The organism is Streptomyces sp. SM10 (assembly GCF_002910915.1).
Classification (GTDB): Bacteria; Actinomycetota; Actinomycetes; order Streptomycetales; family Streptomycetaceae; genus Streptomyces.
Genome location: NZ_NEUF01000057.1, coordinates 17201 through 38570, shown reverse-complemented (window position 1 = coordinate 38570; position 21370 = coordinate 17201). Strand labels below are relative to the sequence as shown.

Annotated in this window: 20 protein-coding genes; 12 read left to right on the top strand and 8 right to left on the bottom strand. The window is 72.2% G+C overall.

The genetic code is table 11. The features are described from left to right. Positions 1 to 17: 17 nt before the first annotated feature. The 4 genes from B9S57_RS07585 to B9S57_RS07570 all read right to left on the bottom strand — a co-directional run bounded on the left by B9S57_RS07585 (position 18) and on the right by B9S57_RS07570 (position 3830). Positions 18 to 920: an NmrA/HSCARG family protein gene (locus B9S57_RS07585; RefSeq protein WP_103514758.1), complete on the bottom strand. Its 903-nt coding sequence runs from the start codon at positions 918 to 920 to the stop codon at positions 18 to 20. A 72-nt stretch (positions 921 to 992) separates the two neighbouring features. Continuing rightward, positions 993 to 1241, bottom strand: a complete 249-nt coding sequence (locus B9S57_RS07580) for an acyl carrier protein (RefSeq protein ID WP_103514757.1) — start codon at positions 1239 to 1241, stop codon at positions 993 to 995. 37 nt (positions 1242 to 1278) lie between these two features. Next, positions 1279 to 2562: a beta-ketoacyl synthase N-terminal-like domain-containing protein gene (locus B9S57_RS07575; RefSeq protein ID WP_103514756.1), complete on the bottom strand. Its 1284-nt coding sequence runs from the start codon at positions 2560 to 2562 to the stop codon at positions 1279 to 1281. Continuing rightward, positions 2559 to 3830, bottom strand: a complete 1272-nt coding sequence (locus tag B9S57_RS07570) for a beta-ketoacyl synthase (protein ID WP_103514755.1) — start codon at positions 3828 to 3830, stop codon at positions 2559 to 2561. Before B9S57_RS07570 ends, B9S57_RS07575 begins: the two co-directional genes overlap by 4 nt. 355 nt (positions 3831 to 4185) lie before the next feature. Between B9S57_RS07570 and B9S57_RS07565 the strand changes: the two genes are divergently transcribed. Together B9S57_RS07565 and B9S57_RS07560 are read left to right on the top strand one after the other, a co-directional pair. Then, complete coding sequence (locus B9S57_RS07565; RefSeq protein ID WP_103514754.1) at positions 4186 to 4641, top strand: MarR family winged helix-turn-helix transcriptional regulator; 456 nt, start codon at positions 4186 to 4188, stop codon at positions 4639 to 4641. Between the two features lie 82 nt (positions 4642 to 4723). Further along, positions 4724 to 5179: a nuclear transport factor 2 family protein gene (locus tag B9S57_RS07560; RefSeq protein ID WP_103514753.1), complete on the top strand. Its 456-nt coding sequence runs from the start codon at positions 4724 to 4726 to the stop codon at positions 5177 to 5179. Positions 5180 to 5239: 60 nt separating this feature from the next. Here the strand turns inward: B9S57_RS07560 and B9S57_RS07555 are convergent, their stop codons facing one another. The 3 genes from B9S57_RS07555 to B9S57_RS07545 form a co-directional block, all read right to left on the bottom strand. Beyond that, positions 5240 to 5992, bottom strand: a complete 753-nt coding sequence (locus tag B9S57_RS07555) for an AfsR/SARP family transcriptional regulator (RefSeq protein WP_258036276.1) — start codon at positions 5990 to 5992, stop codon at positions 5240 to 5242. 327 nt (positions 5993 to 6319) lie between these two features. Further along, positions 6320 to 7876 carry a GMC family oxidoreductase N-terminal domain-containing protein gene (locus B9S57_RS07550; RefSeq protein ID WP_103514751.1) on the bottom strand — a complete coding sequence of 519 codons (1557 nt, stop codon included), beginning with the start codon at positions 7874 to 7876 and terminating at the stop codon, positions 6320 to 6322. A 145-nt stretch (positions 7877 to 8021) separates the two neighbouring features. Beyond that, entirely contained in the window at positions 8022 to 8696 is a 675-nt protein-coding gene (locus tag B9S57_RS07545; RefSeq protein ID WP_103514750.1) for an O-methyltransferase, read from the bottom strand. Between the two features lie 238 nt (positions 8697 to 8934). Between B9S57_RS07545 and B9S57_RS07540 the strand changes: the two genes are divergently transcribed. From B9S57_RS07540 to B9S57_RS07505, 8 genes are all read left to right on the top strand, one after another. After that, positions 8935 to 9738 carry an SDR family NAD(P)-dependent oxidoreductase gene (locus B9S57_RS07540; protein ID WP_103514749.1) on the top strand — a complete coding sequence of 268 codons (804 nt, stop codon included), beginning with the start codon at positions 8935 to 8937 and terminating at the stop codon, positions 9736 to 9738. A gap of 35 nt (positions 9739 to 9773) precedes the next feature. Further along, a complete protein-coding gene (locus tag B9S57_RS07535; protein ID WP_103514748.1) occupies positions 9774 to 10817 on the top strand; it encodes an aromatase/cyclase in 1044 nt (347 codons plus the stop codon). Continuing rightward, a complete protein-coding gene (locus tag B9S57_RS07530) occupies positions 10810 to 12678 on the top strand; it encodes an AMP-binding protein (protein WP_258036275.1) in 1869 nt (622 codons plus the stop codon). The genes B9S57_RS07535 and B9S57_RS07530 overlap by 8 nt, the downstream gene beginning before the upstream one ends. Next, on the top strand, positions 12668 to 13408 hold the full coding sequence (locus B9S57_RS07525) for an SDR family NAD(P)-dependent oxidoreductase (RefSeq protein ID WP_103514747.1): 741 nt from the start codon (positions 12668 to 12670) through the stop codon (positions 13406 to 13408). Before B9S57_RS07530 ends, B9S57_RS07525 begins: the two co-directional genes overlap by 11 nt. 23 nt (positions 13409 to 13431) lie before the next feature. Beyond that, on the top strand, positions 13432 to 14211 hold the full coding sequence (locus B9S57_RS07520; protein ID WP_103514746.1) for an SDR family oxidoreductase: 780 nt from the start codon (positions 13432 to 13434) through the stop codon (positions 14209 to 14211). Between the two features lie 10 nt (positions 14212 to 14221). Next, positions 14222 to 15475: an FAD-dependent monooxygenase gene (locus tag B9S57_RS07515; protein ID WP_103514772.1), complete on the top strand. Its 1254-nt coding sequence runs from the start codon at positions 14222 to 14224 to the stop codon at positions 15473 to 15475. After that, positions 15472 to 16245 (top strand): cyclase family protein, encoded by a 774-nt coding sequence (locus tag B9S57_RS07510; RefSeq protein WP_103514745.1) that lies wholly within the window; start codon positions 15472 to 15474, stop codon positions 16243 to 16245. Before B9S57_RS07515 ends, B9S57_RS07510 begins: the two co-directional genes overlap by 4 nt. 172 nt (positions 16246 to 16417) lie before the next feature. Further along, complete coding sequence (locus B9S57_RS07505; RefSeq protein ID WP_103514744.1) at positions 16418 to 17404, top strand: aldo/keto reductase; 987 nt, start codon at positions 16418 to 16420, stop codon at positions 17402 to 17404. 69 nt (positions 17405 to 17473) lie between these two features. Here B9S57_RS07505 and B9S57_RS07500 read toward each other — a convergent pair whose 3' ends face one another. Further along, the gene (locus tag B9S57_RS07500) at positions 17474 to 18505 is read right to left on the bottom strand and encodes a ketoacyl-ACP synthase III family protein (RefSeq protein ID WP_103514743.1); all 1032 of its coding nucleotides are present in this window, start codon (positions 18503 to 18505) and stop codon (positions 17474 to 17476) included. Positions 18506 to 18681: 176 nt separating this feature from the next. Between B9S57_RS07500 and B9S57_RS07495 the strand changes: the two genes are divergently transcribed. Both B9S57_RS07495 and B9S57_RS07490 read left to right on the top strand, forming a co-directional pair. Beyond that, positions 18682 to 19683 carry an acyltransferase domain-containing protein gene (locus B9S57_RS07495; RefSeq protein WP_103514742.1) on the top strand — a complete coding sequence of 334 codons (1002 nt, stop codon included), beginning with the start codon at positions 18682 to 18684 and terminating at the stop codon, positions 19681 to 19683. A 60-nt stretch (positions 19684 to 19743) separates the two neighbouring features. Further along, positions 19744 to 21357, top strand: coding sequence for an acyl-CoA carboxylase subunit beta (locus B9S57_RS07490; protein WP_374935920.1), 1614 nt, complete (start codon positions 19744 to 19746; stop codon positions 21355 to 21357). The last annotated feature ends 13 nt before the right edge of the window (positions 21358 to 21370 follow it).

Genomic DNA, 21370 nt, shown 5'->3' with positions numbered 1-21370 from the left:
GTGCCTCCCCTTCCGCTTCACCGCAGCAGGTGTGCGAACTGGTCCTGCGCGGAATCCGCCCAGTCGCCGAAGGTCCGCAGTCCCGGGTGCAGGGTCCGGGCGCGGGCCACGTCGGCGGGCGTGACGTCGGGGTGCCGTCGGGTGAACTCCAGCATGTCCGCGATGGCGCGCGCGTGCGGCAACGGCAGCTGCCGGTAGGTCTCGTAGGGCACGTCCTGGTAGGAGACCGGGACACCGAGGGACCGGGTGAGGGCCGCGGCGTAGGCGGCCGGCGGCAGCAGATCACCGACGACCTTGACCACTTCCCCGTGGAGCGCGGTCCCCGTGCCGAGGACTGCCGCGACCAGCGGTCCGAGGTCGGCGACCGACACGGCGGGCAGCGGGGCGTCCCCGTGCGGCAGCACGAACGCGAACGTACCGTCCTCCTGCATGCGCAGCCGCCGGGCGGGCCAGTTCTCGTAGTACGTCGACAGGTGGACGGTGACGACGGGCGCACCACTTCCGCGCAGGTCCTCCTCGAGCCGTGCCTTGCCGTCGTGGTGGGGGAGCGCCAGCGCGCCCCCGCTGCGGCGATGCGCCTCGGGCAGGCTGCTGTGCACCAGCGTCTCGGCGCCCGCGGAGAGCACTGCCTCGGCTGTCCGGCGGGCCACGTCGTACTCGCGCTCCTTCAGGGACCAGTAGTCGGTCACCAGGAACGCGGCCCGGATGCCGGTCACCGACCGGCGTACCTGAGCGGGGTCGGTCAGATCGCAGGCGACGACGTCGGCGCCCAGGGCCGCCAGCGCGACCGCCGGCTCCGAGCGGGGGTCGCGGGTCAGGGCCCGCACCGCCCATCGACCGGTCCGCAGCAGGTGGCGGGCGACGGAGCCGCCCTGGGCCCCGGTGGCTCCGGTGACGAGGACGAGGGGTCTGTCGGTCATGGTTCTTCACCTTCGGGTCGGCTCACCGGACCGTTGGCCGCCGCCGTTGCCGGCGGCGGCCAACGGCGGCGGTCAGCGGGCGGTGGCGACGGCCTCCAGCAGGAGCCGGGGAGTCCTGGCCCCGCTCAGTACCTCCTCCGGCATGCGCACGCCGAGCTCCCGCTCGATCCGGGTGGCCGTCTCCAGCAGGGCGAGCGAGTCGTAGCCGAGATCCTCGAACGGTGCGTCCAGGATGTTGCCGTCGAGGCCGATGCTGCTCTCGTCCTCTCCGGCGCATTCCCGCATCACGCGCTTCAGATCGTCGAGGGTGAAGCTGTTCATGGTGGTCACCTTTCACCGAGGTCGGTGGAGCAGTGGGTCAGCGTGGTCTCTCGTCGTGCCGGCGCACGACCACGGCGCTGTTGAAGCCGCCGTGCCCGCGGGCCAGTACGAGTGCGGCGCCGCCGGCCAGGGAGCGCGGCCGTCCGGTCACGAGGTCGATCCGGTACGAGGCCTGCACGCGGCCCACCTCGGCGGTCGGGGGGATCAGCCCGTCGCGGACGGCGAGCAGCGCCGCCGCGAGGTCGAGTGCGGATGCTCCGGCCCCCGGGCGCCCCGTGTGGGAGGTGATCGCCGTGACCGGGACGGCATCCGGCCCGAACACCTCTGTGATCGCCGCGGCCTCCTGGGCGTCCAGTTCGGGGACGGCCGCCCCCTCGGCGAAGACCGCACCGATCGCGGACGGGTCGATCCCCGCGTCGGCCAGCGCGGCCCGGGCCGCTCCGGCCGGACCGCCGGGCCGGCCGGAGCCGGGCGGTGGGTCGAAGGTGGCCGCGTAGCCCGCGATGTCGCCGTAGGGCCGCGTGCCGCCCCGGGCGTCCGCCGCGGCCGCGCTCTCCAGCATCAGCAGCGCACCGCCTTCCGCGACGACATGCCCGGCGGCATGCTCCCCGAACGGGAGGCAGGCGCCCTCGGCGCGGTCGGAGGCGCTCAGCCGGCCCCCGGTCATTTCCGCCACGTGCCCCCAGGGGCACAGCGCCGACTCCATCGCCCCGGTGAGGACCGCCGGGGTCCCCTTGCGCAGCATGCGGCGTGCGTGGCCGACCGCGTCCAGCCCACCGGCCTGGCCGGAGACCAGGACACCACTGGGACCGCGCAGGCCGTGCCGGATCGAGATCTGTCCGGTGTTGACCGCGTAGAACCAGGCGAAGGACTGGTAGGCGCTGACGTACCGGGGCCCCTTCGCCCACAGCGCCTCCAGCTCCCGCTGGCCGAACTCGAACCCGCCGGCGGCGTTGGCGGTGACCACCCCGACCCCGTACTCCGGTGCCCCGGCCGGATCCAGGCCCGAGTCCAGGAGCGCCTGGGCGGCGGATGTCAGGGCGAGCCGGGTGACGCGGTCGGTCTGCGGCAGCAGGCGGCCGGGCAGGGTCGCGGTGGGATCGCAGGCGATCTCCCCGGCCAGTCGGCTCGGGTATCCGGAGGCGTCGAAGCGGGTGATCGGGCCGATGCCGCCTCGGCCTTCGAGGAGACTCTGCCAGAACGCCTCGGTGCCGCTGCCGTTGGCCGCCCGTACATCGAGGCCGGTGACGAGGGCGGTGTCCCGCCGTGGTCCGGCGGCGCCGTGGTCCGGCGGTCCTGCCGGGCGGGCGTGGACGGTCATCTGCTTGTCCCTTCGGGCCGGGTGAGCACCATGGCGCTCTGGAAGCCGCCGAACCCGCTGCCCACCGTGAGGACCGCGTCCAGGGGCTGCTCCCTGGCGGTGACCGGTACGTAGTCCAGCGGGCACTCGGGGTCCGGCTCGTGGAGGTTGGCGGTGGGGGGCACGACGCCGTGCTCCAGGGCCAGGGCGCATGCGGCGATCTCTATGGCCCCGATCGCCCCGAGCGAGTGGCCGATCATGGATTTGATGGAGCTGACGGGAATGGTCCGCGCGTGCTCCCCGAGGGCGCGCAGGAAGGCGGCAGACTCGTGCCGGTCGTTCTGCAGGGTGCCGGAGCCGTGCGCGTTGACGTAGTCCACGGCGGTCGGGTCCAGCCGGGCCTCGTCGAGTGCCCGGGTGATGGCCTCGCCCATCTCCCGGCCGTCCGGGCGCAGTCCGGTCATGTGGTAGGCATTGCTGCGGGCGGCGTGGCCGCCGATCTCGGCGTAGATGTGCGCGCCCCGCTTCCTGGCGTGCGACCACTCCTCCAGCACCAGTACGGCGGCCCCCTCGCCCAGGACGAAGCCGTCCCGGGTGCGGTCGAACGGCCGGGAGGCCGTGGCCGGGTCGTCGTTGCGCGCGGAGGTCGCGCGGATGGCGTCGAAGGAGGCCACGGTGATCGGCGATATCGGTGCGTCCGTACCGCCGGTGAGCATGACGTCCGCCGTGCCCTCCCGGATGAGCTCGCAGGCATGCCCCACGGCGTCCAGCCCGGAGGTGCAGCCGGCCGAGATCACCGCGGCGGGACCGAGGGCGTCCGCCGCCCACGCGACCTCGCGGGCCAGGCTGCTCGGCACCAGGTAGTCGGCCAGGTGCGGTACGGCGTGCCGGTGGTCGACGAGCCAGTCCCGGCCGCCGTCGCTGACGACGGCGTACTCGTTCTCCAGGCTCGTCGTACAGCCGACGGCGGTGCCCAGCGAGACTCCGGTCCGCTCGGGCACCGGGGGAGGCCCGGAGGAGAAGCCGGCGTCCGCCAGGGCCTCGCGTGTGCAGACCACGGCGAACTGCGCCGCCCGGTCCAGTCTGCGGACCTCGCGCGGGGAGAAGCCGACGGTGAGTGGGTCGAATACGCACTGCGCGGCGATCCGCGAACGATAGGGCGTCGCGTCGAAGGCCGTCAGGGGGTTGGTCGCGGTCCGGCCGGAAGTAATCAGTGACCAGAACTCCTTCGTTCCGTTGCCCCCCGGCGCGACCACGCCGATGCCGGTGACGGCGACCCGGCGGCTCACCTGGCCCCGTCCAGCAATTGGCCGGATCCATCCTTGGAGAAAATGGATGAGATGAGGCGTTCCAGTATGTTCTGTGAGGATTCTGCCGCGTGCCGCGCGGCTCCCGTCGCACGCTGTGCGCTGTCCATCGAATCGACCCTTTCCCGTGCTCGGCCGGTGGCGTGAGGCATCACCCGTGGAGGAACGGGGGACGTGGATGATCCTTGGCGGTGGCGCTGGAGGGCTGCTTGGGAGCGGGTGGAGCCGGGGCCGGTCCGTGGAGCGGAGGGCCGCGTATCATGGCCCGGGGCGTCCGGACCGTCGTGCCGTGGGCCCGCCCGGTACACCCCACACAACCCGCGAAGGTCACATCTGCATGGCCGCCCAGCCCGCCGTGTCCCTGGGGGACTTCAGCACTCTGTTCGCTCTGGCCGGGCGTTCCACACGTCTTCGTTCCGAACGGCTGCTCAACGACTTCGGGCTCCATGTCGGCCAGCAGTTCTTCATGCGCTGCCTCTGGGAGGCGGACGGGAGCACCGTGGGAGACCTCGCCCGACGGGTCCGGGTCGAGGCGCCCACGGCGACCCAGGCGGTCAAGCGCATGGAAGCGTCCGGGATGGTGCACCGCACCCCGGACGAGCAGGACGCCCGCCGCAGCCGGGTGTGGCTGACCCCGCTCGGCCGGAGCACCTGGCCACAGGTGACCGCCGCGCTCGCGGAGCTGGAGCAGGAACTGCTGGCGCCGTTCTCACCGCAGGAGCGGGAGCAGTTGATGTCACTCCTGCTGCGGCTGTACGAGACCTCCCTCCCGGCGGACGGAACCGGCGACTGAGCGTCCGCGTTCCAGCGGGACTCCAGCCGCGTTCCAGGCGCGCCGCGCACGCTGGTGGCCCCTACAGCGCGAAGGAGGTCCGATGCCGCACACCGGCACCGCACCGCTCGGATCGGCCCAGCCCGACATCGCCCGGCTCCACGGCGAGATCTCCCACTTCTACGCACGCCAGATGCAGGCCCTCGACGAGGGCCGGACCGACGACTGGGCGCAGACGTTCACCGAGGACGGCGCCTTCCTCCTGCACGGCGGCCGCGACCGCGCGGACGGCTGTGCCGCACTCGCCGCGAGCAGCGCCAAGGCCCGTGCCGCACTCGCGGAGCAGGGGGTGACGCACCGGCACTGGCTCGGCATGCTGACGGTGGAGCCCCGGCCGGACGGTACTGTCGCGGCCCGGTGCTACGCACTGGTGATCGCCACCGAGACCGGTGGTTCCCCCGCCGTGCACCGCAGCACGGTGTGCCAGGACCTCCTGGTGAGCGACGGTGACGCATGGCTGGTGAAGCACCGGCAGGTCACCAGGGACGACCTGGTCTGACGGCGCGCCGCGGGGTCCCGGAAACGGGCCCCCGCGGACTGGCGGGCCGCGCGGCCGCGGTCAGCCGGCCGGCTCGTACGGCATCCCGCCCGGCAGCATCTGATGCTGCGGCGAGGCCGAGGAGAGGACGGCACGCTGGAGCTGCTGGAGGAACCAGGCGGGCTCCATGCCGAGTTCCTCGGCCAGGGAGCGGCGCAACCGCTGGTACACGTCCAGGGCGCACGAGCGGCGCCCCGACCGCCACAGGGCCCGCATGTACTGGGCGTGCAGATGCTCGTGAAAGCGGTGGTGGGCGGTGAGGGCGGCGAGCTCGTCGAGGAGTTCCTGGTGCCGGCCGAGCCTCATCTCGGCGTCGATGCAGAGCCCGAGAGTGGTCAGCCTCAGCTCCTCCAGCCGTGTGACATGGGCGGTGACGCGCTGCCCGGTGTCCACGTCCGCCAGCACCTGGCCGTGGTACAGCTCCAGGGCCTGCGACAGGAGCGCCACCCCCGCCACGTCGTCGCCCCGGCTGATGGCCTCACGCCCCTGCTTGGCCAGCTGGCTGAAGCGGTGCAGGTCGAAGGCGGTGTCGGGAATCCTCAGCATGTATCCCGGCCCCGCAGTCACCAGCAGCTCACCGGCGGCGGGTTCCGCGGCCTGCAGGAGTTTGCGGAGCGTCAGTATGTACGTCTGCAAGGTGGTCCTGGCGCTGGCGGGTGGCCGACAGCCCCACAACTCCTCCACCAGCGCGGAGACCGGGACAATCTGGTTGCAATAGATGAGGAGAAGCGCGAGCACCTTCTTCGGTTTGGGCGCGCTGGGAACGCAGGACATGTCGCCGAACCGTAAGTCCAGGATTCCCAGTATGACCACGGAAATGTCCATCATTTCCCCCCAAGGTCTGCATTGCCGTGTCATGGCGGACTCCCCCGAGTACCGGTGTGACCTGGCCGCTTTGTGTAGTGCCTGTGATGCACCGGAACGCTACCCAGACGGGCCGCCGGTACTGTCGAATGGACGTATCCAGACTGAACGCAGATTGTCCGAAAGCTGTTTGTGCCGTTCGTGAGGTACTGCTACGTGGCGGCCGGCTCCGGAAGGGCTCCCGTGAGCCTGGCGCCCCTCCCCGCCCGGTGACCGGGAAGGGCGCGAGGGCGGTGATCAGTTCAGCATGCGGTTCAGCGCCTTGTGGACGCAGCGGTCGGCGAGCGCGGTGACGGTCAGGGCCGGTGGCACCGTTGCCATCGTGCCGGGGATGAGGGAGCTGTCGATGACGTTCAGGTTCTCGTAGCCGTGCAGCCGGCCGTCCGGCCTGCACGCCTTCCCGATGACCGCGCCGCCCAGCGTGTGCGACGTGGTGTCGGCGTTGACCCGCAGTGTGGAGGTGCCGGGATTGGCGGCGTTGATCCGGTCCACGGTGGCGGTGACCGCCTGGGTGGCGCGTACGGCCGCGGCCCCGGTGGCGGGCCAGGTCAGGGAGACCCCGTCGGTCGCCGCGTCGTAGCTGAAGTAGCCGTCCGCGGCACATGTGGTCATGGCCAGCGCGCCGAGCGCCCCGGTCCCGTCCGCGGGTGGCACCGGCCACGGGAAGTTGATCATCGTGACGGGCTCGTACGGGTTGTCGAGGTCCTGGGCGACGATGCCCGACGGGCCCCCCTGCGTGGGGTTGTTCCACGGCATGCCCACCCGGACCGTCTGCCGGTCGCTGTTGGTGCCCCAGCCCTTGCCGACCGAGGCGCGGAGTGCGGGCAGACTGCCCCGTCCCCGGGCTGCGACCAGCAGCCTGCTGGTCCCCAGTGAACCTGCCGCGAAGAACACGTGCTTGGCGCTGTAGTCGGGCCGGGCGACCACGGCACCCGTGTCGTCGATGCGCTCGCACCGCACCACGTAGCGGCCGTTCGCGGGGACCACGTCCACCACGCGCGTCAGGGTCACCACCGACACCCGCCCGGTGGCTTCGGCATCGGCCAGGATGGTCCGGTCGACGCTGCGCTTGGCCCCGCTGTTGGCCCCCCAGATGGAACGGGCGAGTATCAGGGACGGCTCGCGGGTGCCCGCCTGCTCCTCCCGTACTGCCTGCCAGTCCACCGCCATGTCCGCCCGGAACGGTGCCAGGCCCGCCGCCGTGGTCTCGGCGGCGAAGGAGCGGGCGGCGGTGTAGTGCGTGGAGGCGTAGACGTCGTCCGGCATCGGGGCCGGGCCGATCAGGGCGCGGGCCCGCGCGTACCAGCGCTCGCTCATCTCGTCGAACTCGATGTCCGTGCCGAACGCCCGGTTGAAGGCAGCCTCGGAGGGCTTGAGCATCACCGCGTTGTTGACCAGGGACCCGCCGCCGACCCCCGCTCCGGCGAGTGCGGTGACCCCGTCGGCCCTGAAGGCTTCGAGTACGCCGGGGTACACGTCGAGCTGCTGGGGGACGAACGGACTCCAGGAGCTGAGCCAGGAGGCCCGGCCGTCCGGTGCCGCGGGGGTGGCGAAGGTGCCGCCCTGCGCGGTCACCGGCCAGCGCCTGCCGCGTTCGAGGACCACCGAGCTCAGACCCGCCTGGGCGAACCGGAGGGCGGCGACGCTGCCGGCGTACCCACTGCCGATGATGAGGATCTCGACGGGCTCCGCCGCCGCGGCCACGGCGGGCCGCAGCGGAAGGACCCCGAGTGCTGTGCCTGCCGCGACGCCGGTGAGGAACCGGCGACGGGAGAGCGACTTCCTGCCTGACATACCACTCCTCTGACTGAGCGAACGACGGTTGAGGGGGGCTCCTGCGGGCCCGCGTGGTCCGGCCGGCGGGGCTTCCCCGGGTACGGATGCCGTCCCGGCCCACGGGGCCCCGCAGTGTGCGGGGACCCCGTGGGCCGGGCGGGGGTCAGCGTTTGCGGGCGATGGTCAGACCGTCGGCGAGCGGCAGCATGACCACGTCGACCCGCGGGTCGGCCGCCAGCGCGGGGTTGAACTCGCGCAGGGCGGCGGCGTTCCCGGTCACCGGCTCGTCACCGAGCACCCGGCCGCCGTACAGGACGTTGTCGAAGACGATCAGGCCGCCCGGCCGGGTCCTGACCACGAGCTCCTCGAAGTAAGCGGCGTACCCGGTCTTGTCGGCGTCCACGAACGAGAAGTCGATGCTCTCCTCCGGGGGCAGGGACCGCAGGGTCTCCAGGGCAGGGCCCAGACGCAGCTCGATCAGCCCGGCCAGCCCTGCGGACTCCCACCCGTCCCGGGCTATGCGCGTCCACTCCTCGCTGGTGTCGCAGCACAGCAGATGTCCGCCGGCTGGCAGTGCGCGGGCGATGGAGAGCGAGGAGTAGCCGGTGAACGTTCCCACCTCGACCGCCTGGCGCGCCCCGGCCATCCGGGCCAGCAGCGTGATGAGAGCGCCCTGTTCGGGCGCTATCCGCATTCCGGCCTTGTCACCCGTCTCCTTCTCGGTGCGCTCCACCAGCTCGTGGTGGGCGGGAAGCGGTGCGATGCCACTCGCGACCACGTAGTCGACGACCTCCTGGGTCGCCTGTACCCGCATCGGCTGGTCGGCAGGAAATTCCATCGTCACTCCTCTTTCAGGACCCCCACGGGCCCCGGCAGTCGCCAAGACCTGGCCAACGTAGGAGCGCCGGCTGGAGAAGCACTTGAGGATCAGTCCACGCGCCGGCGGCCACGCTCCAGCAGCGTTCGAGCCGGACTCGACCGTCCCCGGAAAGCCTCTCTGTCGACGCCCGGCACGGGCCCCGCACACCGGCCCGTGCCCCGAGGACGCCGCACCGCGGCCAGCAACGAGGAGTGAGATGTCCGCCAGCACCCCCCGCACCCCCGCCGACTCGCGTACGGCCCTGATCACGGGCGCCACCAGCGGAATCGGTCTTGCCGTCGCACGCGCCCTGGCCGGCAGCGGACTCCGTGTCTTCCTGTGCGCACGCTCCGCCGAGAACGTCGCCGCCACCGTCAAGGAACTGCGTGACCAGGGCTACGAGGTGGACGGTGCGACGTGCGACGTGCGCTCCCGCGCGGAGGTGGCCGAGGTGGTCACCGCCGCCGTCGCGGCGTTCGGACCGATCGACGTCCTGGTCAACAACGCCGGCCGCAACGGCGGCGGAGTCACCGCCGAACTCTCCGACGACGTCTGGTACGACGTCGTGGACACCAACCTCAACAGCGTCTTCCTGGTGACCCGCGAGGTTCTGTCGACGGGAGGCATGCTCGGGCGGCCGCGCGGACGGATCGTCAACATCGCCTCCACCGGGGGCAAGCAGGGCGTCGTCCTGGCAGCCCCGTACTCCGCTTCCAAGGCCGGTGTGATCGGGATGACCAAGGCCATCGGGCTGGAACTCGCCTCCTCGGGCACCACCGTCAACGCGGTCTGTCCCGGGTATGTCGAGACCCCCATGGCCGAGCGCGTACGCCGGGCCTACGCCGAGGCGTGGAACACCGGCGAGGAGCAGATCCGTGAGCGCTTCGAGGCCAAGATCCCGCTCGGCCGCTACACCACCCCCGAGGAGGTCGCCGCCATGGTCGGCTACCTCGTCTCGCCGGCCGCGGACGCCGTCACCGCACAGGCGCTCAACGTCTGCGGCGGCCTCGGCAACTACTGACCGGCCCCGCCGCTCCCTTCGGAAGGTGCACACCCGTGTCCGAGACCACGCCCCGAACCGCCAAGCAGCCCGCCGCCCCGGAGGTCTTCGACCGTCCTTCCCGCCGCACGCCCGGTGAACGCGCCGGCGACCCGACGCGCGTCGACGTCGAGCACACCGTCGCCGTCCCGGCCGCGCCGGCGGTCGTCTTCGACCTGCTCGCCGATGTCGAGAAATGGCCGCTGATCTTCCCGCCGACCGTGCACGCCCGGTTCCTGGAGCGTGCGCCGGACGGCGGCGGCCCCGAGCGGCTCCAGCTGTGGGCGACAGCCAACGGCGGGGTGCGCACCTGGACCTCCCGTCGCCTGGTCGACCCCGCACGCCGGCGCATCTCCTTCGGCCAGGACCGGCCGAAGGCGCCGATCGCCGCCATGGGCGGTGAGTGGACCGTCCGCTCGGCCGGGGCCGGCAGCGAGGTGGTCCTCGCCCACAGCTACGCGGCGGTCGGTGACGACGCCGACACCCTCGGCTGGCTGGAGAAGGCGGTCGACGGCAACAGCCGCGCCGAACTGGCCTCCCTCGCCGAAGCGGCCCGGGAGAAGGAGGCCGGCATGGATACGTCCTTCACCTTCCGCGACAGCCTGCACATCGAGGGCACCGCCGCCGCGGCCCATGCCTTCCTGGACCGCGCGGAGCACTGGGTCGAGCGCCTCCCGCACGTGGCTCGGGTGGAGCTCACCGAGCCCGCGCCCGGTGTACAGGTCCTGGAGATGGACACCCGGACCTCGGACGGCTCGTCCCACACCACGCGGTCCGTCCGGATCTGCCAGGCGCCCCGCAGCATCCACTACAAGCAGCTCATCACTCCTGCTCTGCTCCGGGTCCACACCGGCAGCTGGCTGCTGACCGAGGACGCCCGGGGCGTCACCGCCGTCGCCGAGCACAGCGTCGTCCTGGAGACGGCGGCCGTGACCCGGGTACTGGGCCCCGACGCCACCGTGCAGCAGGCCCGGACGTTCGTCAGGGAAGCCCTGGGGCGCAACAGCTCGGCCACCCTGCGGCGGGCCAAGGCCTTCGTGGAGGGGACGTCCGGTGCGTGACCTCCTGGACGGGCCGGACCTGCCGGAGATGCTCCCCGCGCGCGCCGACCTGCTGCTGCGTTCCGCCGCCCGCCGCCACGGCGACCGCCCCGCACTCGTCCTCGGCACCCGTACGGTCACCTACGCGTCGCTCGACGCGGCGGTGGACCGGTGCGCCGCCGTACTGCGCGACCGGTTCGGCGCCGGGGGCGCCGTCATCGCGATCGGCGCCGACCTGCACCCCGACGTCGTGATCGCCTACCACGGTGCTCTGCGCAGCGGGAACACGGCGCTCCTGGTCGTCCCCCTGCTGCGCGAGCAGCAACTCCAGTACGTCCTGGAGGCTTCCGGCGCGCGGGCGGCCCTGTTCGGGGCCGGGCTCCACGGCCGGCTGCACCGGATACGCCACGGGCTGCCCGCGCTCGACCTGGTCGCCGTGCTCGGGGAGGACGCGGGGGAGGCCGGGCCGGTGGTGCCACGCCTCGCCGGTCTTCTGGACGCCGCCGCACCGGGGGTGGTGCCCGAGCATCCCGCCGACCCGCAGGACCCTGCCGCACTGCACTTCACCAGCGGTACCACGGGGATGCCCAAGGCCGTCGTGCTCAGTCACCGCAACGTGACGGTCAACGCGGTGCAGACAGCCCGGGCCCATGGACTGGAGGCCGGTTCCGTCACGCTCGTGCACTTCCCCAGCTACCACCCCATGCACATGAACTCGGCGTTGGCCGCCGGCGCGACCCAGGTGCTGGTGCCGGAGACGGACCCGGTCCACGCGATGGAGCGCGCCCGCGCGTGCAGGGCCGGGCACATCTACTCACTGCCCGCCCGGCTCGCCCAGCTCGCGGCCCACCCCCGGCTGCCCGGACTGAGCCTGCCGGACGCCCGGATGATCGCCTCCGGGGGTTCAGCCCTGCCACCGGCTGTCGCCGAGGCCCTTTCCCGCCACTTCGGCGTCCCCGTGGTCCAGGGCTACGGCCTCGCCGAGGCCTCTCCCCTGACCCACTTCGACCGGCCGGGCGAACACCGGACCGGTTCCGTCGGCAGGCCCGTCGAGGGAACCGAGCACCGGGTGGTCTCGCTGGAGGACGGCACGGTGCTGCCGACGGGGCGGACCGGGGAGATCCAGGTCAGAGGGGCACAGGTGATGCGCGGCTACCTCGACCCGGCTCACGGCCCGGCCGTCGACGCCGACGGCTGGCTGGCCACCGGAGACGTCGGCCGCATCGACGAGGGCGACCGGCTCCGCCTCACCGACCGGATCAAGGACGTATTCAAGTGTGACAACTGGCTCGTGGGGCCGAGCGAGATCGAGGCCCTCCTCGCCGAGGACCCGGCCGTCGCCGACAGTGTGGTGCTCGACCGGCCCGACCCGGTGTCCGGCGCGGTCGCCCACGCGCTCCTCGTCCTCACCGATCCGGCTTCCCGGGGCGACGCGGAAGAGGCTCTCACCCGCCTCAACGCCCGGCTGCCCTATTACAAGCAGGTCCGCAGCCACGAGGTGGTCGAGCGGATTCCCCGTACCCCCAACGGCAAGATCCCGCGGCGTGAGCTGCGGGCTTCCTTCCACGCACAACTCGACGGAGGTTCCCCGATGGTGATCCTGATCAACGAATTCATCCTGACCGCGGCACCCGAGGAGTTCGAGAAGGTCTTCGAGGCCAGCTCGGTGTACATGCGCGAGCAGCCCGGCTTCGTCGACCACACCCTGGTCCGCTCCATGACCAACCCGAACACCTACATCAACATCGCGCGCTGGCAGGACGCGGCGGCCCACATCCAGGTCGTGCAGTCCGAAGGCTTCCAGGATCACATCCGGCAACTCGCGGGTGTGGCCAGGGCGACGCCCCAACTGCACACCGTGGTGTCGCACGTTGAGCACTGACCCGCTCGGCCTGGAGGGCGTCCCGGTCCTGGTCGCCGGGGCGACCGGCCGGGTGGGCGGCGCAGTGGCGCACGCCTTCGCCGCGCGGGGCGCCGAGCTCGTGGTGCACGGCCGGCACGACAAGAGCACCGGCGCGCTGGCCGAGGCTCTCGCTGCCGCACACGGCGTACGCGCGCATCCGGTCACCGCCGACCTGACCTCGCCCGACGGGCCGCAGGCGCTGCGCGCGGGACTCGATGCCGCCGGCGTGGACCGGCTGGGCGTCCTGGTGAACTGCGTCACCGGATACGACGGACAACCCAGGCCGGCCGCGGCACTGACGGCCTCGGAGTTCCGCGCGGTGCTGGAGACCGATCTGGTGGCCGTGCACACCCTGGTCACCACCGCGCTCCCCCTGCTCGTGGCGTCCGGCCGGGGCCGGGTCGTGCTCCTGTCCTCACTCGCCGGGGTCCGTGGCCGGCCGGCCGCCGCCCACCTGTGCGCGGCGAAGGCGGGAGTCGCGGGGCTGACGCTGGCCCTGGCCCACGACCTCGCAGGCCAGGGCGTCCGGGTCAACTGCGTCGCGCCCGGACCGGTGCAGGAGCCCGGCGTCCCGCACCCCGGCCCCCTGGGCCCCGGCGTCATGCCGAACACGCCCGACGAAGTGGCGGGATGCGTCGTCGCGCTCGCCTCCGAACTGTCCAGCCCCGTCAACGGCCACCTCCAGGTGGTCAACGGCGGGCGGCCCTGACCACACGAAGGCGGTCACCCAGCATGAACGCACCACTCGCGCACCACACCCCCCGTCCCGGACTGTTCCCGGACGGCCGGATCGCACTGGTCACCGGCGCCTCCCGCGGCCTCGGCAGGGCAGTCGCCCAGCGGCTGCGCGCCGGCGGCTGCCACGTCTACCTCAACTACGCCCACGACGACGACGCCGCCGCCGAGGCGGTCGAGGCGGTGTCGGACCTCCCGGGCAGCACCACCCCGGTCAAGGGGGACATCCGGTCCGAGGAGTTCCTCACAGGGCTCCTGGACCGTGTACGCGACGAGCACGGGCAGCTGGACATCCTCGTGCACAACGCCGCCACCATGCATCCGATGCTGCCGGTGGCCCCGGAGGTGACCCCGCTCTTCGACGAGATCGCCCTCGCGCTGAACCCTCTGCTGCACGGAGCCGCCGGCCTCGCCAAGCTGATGCCGGAGGGCGGCCGGATCATCGCGGTCTCCGGCAACGGGGCCTTCGAGGTGATCCCGCACTACCTGGCGACCGGTGTCGCCAAGGCGGCCCTGGAGAACCTGGTGCGCTACCTCGCCGTCGACCTCGCGCCGTTCGGCATCACCGTCAACGCGGTCTCCACCCATCTCCTCGACAAGGGGGAGCACACCTCCAACCCGGCCATCGCGGGGCTGCTCGCCGCCCGTACCCCCAACGGGCGTCTCACCCGGCCCGAGGACGTCGCCGATGTGATCGCCCTGCTGTGCGCGCCGGAGGCCGCCTGGATCCAGGGGCAGGTCATCGTGGCCGATGGCGGTCTGGGCCTGCGGGCCTGAGGGGATGGCCATGGACATCACCACTGACGTCTGCGTCGTCGGCGCGGGCCCGGCCGGCCTGACACTGGCCCTGCTGATGCTGCGTTCGGGAGCCCGGGTCACCGTCCTGGACCGCAACCGCTCCTTCGATCGCGAGTACCGCGGCGAGATCCTCCAGCCCGGAGCGATGACACTGCTCGACGACCTCGGGGTGCTCGCAGGGGCACGAGCCCGCGGCGGCTACGAGCTCGGCCGGTTCCAGCTCGTGGAGAACGAACGCCTGTTGATGGACATCGACTACGGCACGCTGCCGCCGCCCTACGGGTTCCTGCTCAGCCTGCCGCAGCGACACCTGCTGACCGAGCTGTTCGACTCCTGTTCCCGGCACCAGGGCTTCACCTACCTGGAGGGTTGCGGCATCCGGGAGCTGGTGCGTGAGGGGACCACCGTCACCGGCGTCGTATGCGGTCAGGGGGAGCGGCGGCGCCGGGTCACCGCGCCCGTCACCGTCGCCGCGGATGGCCGTTACTCCAAGACCCGCCGACTGGCGGGGATCGAGCAGCACCGGCTCGACACCTTCGCGCACGACATCCTGTGGTTCCGGGTGGCGGCCGGAGGCCGGGCAGACCGCTCGGTGCGGGTGCACCGCACCGGGGACACCCCGGTGCTCATCTACGACTCGTACCCCGACTGCGTGCAGATCGGATGGACCCTCCCGCACAACGGCTACCGGCAGATCGCTGAGGAGGGCGTGGAAAAGCTGCGGTCGCGGATCGCCCGGGCGGTGCCCGACTACGCCGACCAGGTGCTGGAACAGGTCAAGGAGCTCAGCGACCTGACACTGCTCGACGTCTTCTCCGGCTACGCCACCCGGTGGGCCGGGGACGGGCTGGTCCTGCTCGGGGACAGCGCGCACACCCACAGCCCGATCGGGGCGCAGGGCATCAACCTCGCCCTGCAGGACGCCGCTCTGCTGCATCCCGTACTGATGAGCGCCCTGGACCGCGGTGACTTCGGCGAGGCGCGGCTCTCGCAGTGGGTGCCCGAGCGCAGGAAGGACATCGAGAAGGTCTTCACACTCCAGGCCAGGCAGAGCAAGGCGATGCTCGGCGGTGGCAGCAGGCTGGCGGGTGCGGTCAGGCCCCTGGCGGCACGCGCCCTCGCCCATACCCCGCTCTACGGGAAGATCCTGCGCGCCATCGCGTTCGGCGCCCGTCCGATCGCGGTGCGCTCGGACCTGTTCGGCACTGCGGAACCCATCCACGGAGAGGCTGCCGGAGCATGAGGATCATCGATCTGTCCTCGCCCATCGACGCGTCGTTCTGGGAACCGGACGAAGTGGTGCACCGGGTGCTCGACGCACAGGAGGCCGCCGTCCACGTCCGGGACGAGATGAAGCAGCACTTCGGACTGGAGCTGGACCCCGCCGTCTTCCCGGGCGGTGCCTTTCTGACCAACGACTACCTCACGCTCACCGCCCACACCGGTACCCACGTGGACGCCCCCGCGCACTACGGGCCCCCGGAGGGGGACCACACGCCCCGGACGATCGACCTGATGCCGCTGGACTGGTTCGTGCGGCCCGGCATGGTCCTGGACCTGCGGGGCGTCGGTACGGGGGCGGCCGGAGTCGAGCACCTGGAGCGGGAGTTCGAACGGGTCGGGCGCAGACCCAGGCCGATGGACGTGGTGCTGCTGCACACCGGCGCCGACCAGCACCTCGGCAAACCCGAGTACTTCACGGAGTTCACCGGTCTGGACGGGCCGGCCACCCGGTTGCTGCTCGACCTCGGAGTGCGGGTCATCGGGACCGACGCCTTCAGTCTCGACGCGCCCTTCACCCACATCATCCAGGAGTACCACCGGACCGGGGACGAGGATGTGCTGTGGCCCGCCCATTTCGCCGGGCGGCGGGAGGAGTACTGCCAGCTCGAACGGCTGGCCAACCTCCAGGACCTCCCGGCGTCGACGGGATTCACCGTCAGCTGTCTTCCGGTCAAGATCGCCGGGGCCGGCGCGGGGTGGTCGAGGGTGGTGGCGCTGCTGGACGAATGAACAGGGGCTGACGTCCCGGGCAACGCTCTGCCGTACCGCGCGATCGCCTGTCAGGGCATTAGTTAGTCGGCTATATTTCGAACGGCGCGAGCGTGAACTCGCGGCTCTCGTGGCGCATTCGGCGCCGGAACTCTCCGCACCGCCCGGACGGGCGGGCTATGGAAAGGCATTCATGGAGAACAGGAAGCTCGGCGCCGCCGGCCTCGGTGTCTCGGCTCTCGGCCTCGGCTGCATGGGCATGGCCGGTGCATACGGCACAGCGGACACGGACGAGGCGGTCGCCACGATCCGCCGGGCGCTGGACCTCGGGGTCAGTCTGATCGACACGGCTGACTTCTACGGTCCGGGCACCGCGGAGAAGATCGTCGCCCAGGCGGTCGAGGGCCGCCGGGACGAGGCCGTGGTCGCCACGAAGTTCGGCATGCGGCGTCCTGCGGCTGGTCCGCCCTACGTCGACGGCAGCCCGGCGTACGTCCGCGAGGCATGCGAGGCCTCGCTCCAGCGCATGGGCCTGGATCACATCGACCTGTACTACCTCGCCAGGCTCGACCCGAAGGTCGACGTCGAGGAGACCGTCGGAGCCCTGGGCGAGCTCGTCGCCGAGGGCAAGGTGCGGCACATCGGACTCTGCGAGGTCTCCGCCCGCACCCTGCGCCGGGCGAACGCGGTCCACCCGATCGCGGCGCTGCAGACCGAGTACTCGCTCTGGGAGCGGCACGTGGAGGCGGAGATCCTGCCCACCTGCCGTGAACTCGGCACCGGCTTCGTGGCGTACAGCCCGCTCGGCCGCGGCTTCCTCACCGGCGCCTTCGACAGCGCGGAGGACCTGGACGCGGACGACCAGCGCCGCAACCACCCGCGCTTCCAGAGCGAGAACTTCGACCACAACCGCAGTATGGTGCGTACGGTCGAGGAGCTGGCCCGGGAGAAGGGCATCAGCCTCACCCAGCTCGCCCTGGCCTGGGTGCTCGCCCAGGGCGGCGACGTCGTGCCGATCCCCGGCACCCGGCGCACCTCCCACCTGGAGCAGAACGTCTCGGCGGTCGACGTGCGGCTGACCGACGACGAGGTCACCCGGCTCTCCGGTCTCTTCCCCACCGGTGCCACCGCGGGTCTGCGCTACCCCGCGCACTTCATGCGCACGATCGACCAGAGCTGACTCTCCGGCCGTCACGGCAGCGGGGCGCCCCCCTTTCGGGGACGCCCCGCTGCGCCGTCCGACGAGGTCTCACACGTCCCGGACGGGTGTGTGCAGCACCTCCACCACCGAGCATGACCAGGTGAATCCGGCGCCCACGCCCATGAGGACGCAGCGGTCGCCGGGGCCGAGGGCGCCGGAACGGACCAGGTGTTCCAGGCCGGCGGTCTGGTCTCCCGCGCCCAGATGTCCCACCCGGCTGCTGAAGTCCCACGTGGTCCGCTCCACCTCGATCCCCAGCGGGCGCAGGCAGTTGGTCTCCAGCCGGCGGCGCCCGAAGTGCGGAAGCACCCACCGGGAGATCTCCGAGGCGTCCACCCCGGCGTCCGCCAGAGCCTCCTTGAGGGCGTCGCGCTGTCCGGCCGCCACCCGCGCCACGCTGAACGACATCCCGGCCCGGGCCACGTACCGCCTTTTGTGCGCCTCCAGGTCGAGAACACCCTCTGCGGCGTTGTGGGCCTCCCCGAAGGGGTCGCCCTCCCTGTGCATCCCCTCCAGCTCCGGGTCCGAGACCACGGCCAGCGAGCGGACCCGGGCGAACCCCTCCCTCGCCGAGAGCAGCATCGCCGTGCCGCCGTCGGCGTAGACCGTGCCCGGGTCGCTGTGCCACCGGTCGAACCCCGGGGGGCAGAACCGGTCGGCGGTGGTGAGCAGCACCTGCCCGTCACCCTGGGCCAGGACCGCCGAAGCCAGCAGCAGACCCGCCATCCCGCCGTTGGAGACCTGGCGGATCTCCAGCGCGGGGCAGCCGGAGCGGACGGCACGCCGCTGTACGTACGACGCGGTGCCCCACAGAGCGTTGCCCTGGTCGTACAGGCTCGCGTGCAGCAGCATCCGCACATCCGAGCCGTCCGTACCCGCGCGCTCCAGAGCGAGTCCCGCGGCCCGCACAGCCATTTCCGCGGGTGCCAGGGTGCCGTCCTGGCAGACGGTCACCGACCGCATGCCGCTCCGCGCCGCCGCGGCCGGTTCCCACTCTCCGCGGGCCACCGCCTCGGCCACCGGCACGGCGGGCGGCAGCCAGCTGCCGAGCGCGGCGATGTAGAGCTGATCGCACCTCATGGACATCCTCTCCGGGCCCGCACCCACGGGCGCCCCTCTGATCGTCCGGCCCGCGTCTCGACCGCCGATCGAGGATTGCTGGAGGACCTCGATCGGCGGTCGAGCGCGCCTGTAGCGGGCCCCGCGAGGATCGGCGGGCGCGGACCGCTCGGCGCGGTCGCGCGGGAGGGGGAACGATGACGAACCCGACGCCGGGCGCGGCTGTGGAGCCACTGCCCGTAGCTCTCCTGCTACCGGGCCAGGGAGCTCAGCACTCCGGCATGGCCACCGGCCTCTACGGACACGACGACACCTTCACCGATGCCGCGGACGAGGTGTTCCGGGCTCTCGGCGCCCCGGGCGCACACATACGCGACGACTGGCTGGGCGAACGGCCCGCCGTACCGATGGACCACGTCACCAGGTCGCAGATCCTGCTGTTCACGGTCGACTACGCCCTCGGGCGGACCGTCGAGTCGTGGGGCGTGCGCCCGGCCGTGCTGCTCGGCCACAGCGTCGGCGAGATGGCGGCAGCCGTCCTGGCCGGGGTGTTCACCGTCCATGACGCCGCCCGTCTGATGTGGGACCGGGTGACCCGGCTCGCCGACGGGCCGGCCGGGGGGATGGTCGCGGTGGCGGCAGCCCCCGACACGCTGACGCCCTACCTGCGCGACGACGTGGTGGTCGGAGCCCACAACGCCCCGCGTCAGACGATTCTGGCCGGGCCCGACCCCCACCTCGGCCAGGTCACCGCGGCACTGCGGGCGCAGGGGCTGGTGTGCCGGACGGTGCCGTCCTCGACGCCCTTCCACAGCCCGGTGCTCGCGGCCCTCTCGGCCCGCGCGGAGCCGGCCTTCGCCGCCGTCGGGGCCCGGCCTCCCGCCCTTCCCCTGATCTCCGGATACACCGCCGCTCCCCTCACCCCGGGCCAAGCCGTGGACCCCGCCTGGTGGTCCTCCCAGCCTGCGGCGACGGTGCGGTTCTGGCCCGCGCTGGAGCACCTGCTGGGCGGCGCCGGGCGGCAGCTCGTCGAATGCGGGCCGGGCCGGGGACTCACCGCTCTCGCCCGGCGGCACCCTGCGGTTCTGACCGGACGCAGCAGGGTGCTTCCGCTCCTGCCCGCCGGACCGGCGGACCCCGCCAGGATCCGGGACGACCTGGCCGCCGCGCGCGCCCTCCTGACCACACACGCCGCATGAGCGGCGCCGTCCTCCGCCGGCCGCCGCTGTCCGGAGCGGCCCCTGCAGAAAGGCAACCTGATGACGACCGTGGACAGGCCGGCACCGATCGGCGCGCCGCCGCCCCTCGCCCCGCACCCCGCGTCCGGCATGCGCCGACGCGTCGGTGAACTGGACGCCCTGCGCGACCAGGTGCACGCAGGCCCGGACGAGAAGGCGACCCGCACCCAGCACGCACGGGGGAAACTGACCGCTCGGGAGCGGATCGGTCTCCTGCTGGACGCCGGCACCTTCCACGAGGTGGAGCAGTTCCGCCGGCACCGGACCACCGGTTTCGGGCTGGAGGCGAAACGCCCGTACACGGACGGCGTGATCACCGGCTGGGGCGAGGTGGAGGGCCGGACCGTCTTCGTCTACGCGCACGACTTCCGCATCTTCGGCGGTGCGCTCGGCGAGGCTCACGCGGCGAAGATCCACAAGATCATGGACATGGCCCTCGCGGCTGGCGCACCGATCGTCTCCCTGAACGACGGGGCCGGCGCCCGGATCCAGGAGGGCGTCTCGGCGCTCGCGGGCTACGGCGGAATCTTCCGCCGCAACACCCGGGCCTCCGGGGTGATCCCGCAGATCAGCGTCATGCTCGGCCCCTGCGCCGGAGGCGCGGCCTACAGCCCCGCGCTGACCGACTTCGTCTTCATGGTGCGCGGCACCTCGCAGATGTTCATCACGGGCCCGGACGTGGTGAAGGCGGTCACCGGCGAGGAGGTCACCCTGAGCGGTCTGGGAGGCGCGGATGTCCACGCGGAGACCTCCGGGGTCTGCCATTTCGCGTACGACGACGAGGAGTCGTGCCTCGCCGAGGTCCGCTACCTCCTCGGTCTGCTGCCCGGGAACAACCGTGAGCACCCGCCCCGGGCCGAGACCGGCGACCCCGCCCGGCGGCGCTCTCCGCGGCTGCTGGACCTGGTGCCCGCGGAAGGCAGCAAGCCCTACGACATGCGCGAGGTCGTCGCCGAACTGGCTGACGACGGGGAGATGCTGGAGGTCCATGAGCGATGGGCCCCCAACATCCTGTGTGTCCTGATCCGCCTGGCCGGTGAGGTCGTGGGCGTCGTCGCCAACCAGCCGCTGTCGCTGGCCGGAGTGCTCGACATCAAGGCCTCCGAGAAGGCGGCACGGTTCGTCCAGATGTGCGACACGTTCAATATCCCCCTGGTCACCCTGGTGGACGTCCCCGGGTTCCTCCCGGGCGTCGGTCAGGAACACGACGGCATCATCCGACACGGTGCCAAGCTGCTGTACGCCTTCTGCGACGCGACCGTTCCGAGGATCACGGTGATCCTCCGCAAGGCTTACGGCGGCGCGTACATCGTCATGAACTCGCAGTCCATCGGGGCCGATCTCACCTTCGCGTGGCCCACCAACGAGATCGCGGTGATGGGCGCCGAGGGCGCGGCCAACGTCATCTTCCGGCGCCGGATAGCCGAGGCGGAGAACCCCGACGACACGCGGGCGCGACTGGTGAAGGAGTACCGGGCCGAACTCATGCATCCCTACTACGCGGCCGAGCGGGGGCTGGTGGACGACGTCATCGATCCTGCGGGCACCCGGCAGGCGCTTGCCTCGGGACTCGCCGTGCTGCGGTCGAAGGCGGCCGAACAGGCCCCGCGCAAGCACGGCAACCCGCCGTTGTGAGGCGCGTCCCGGC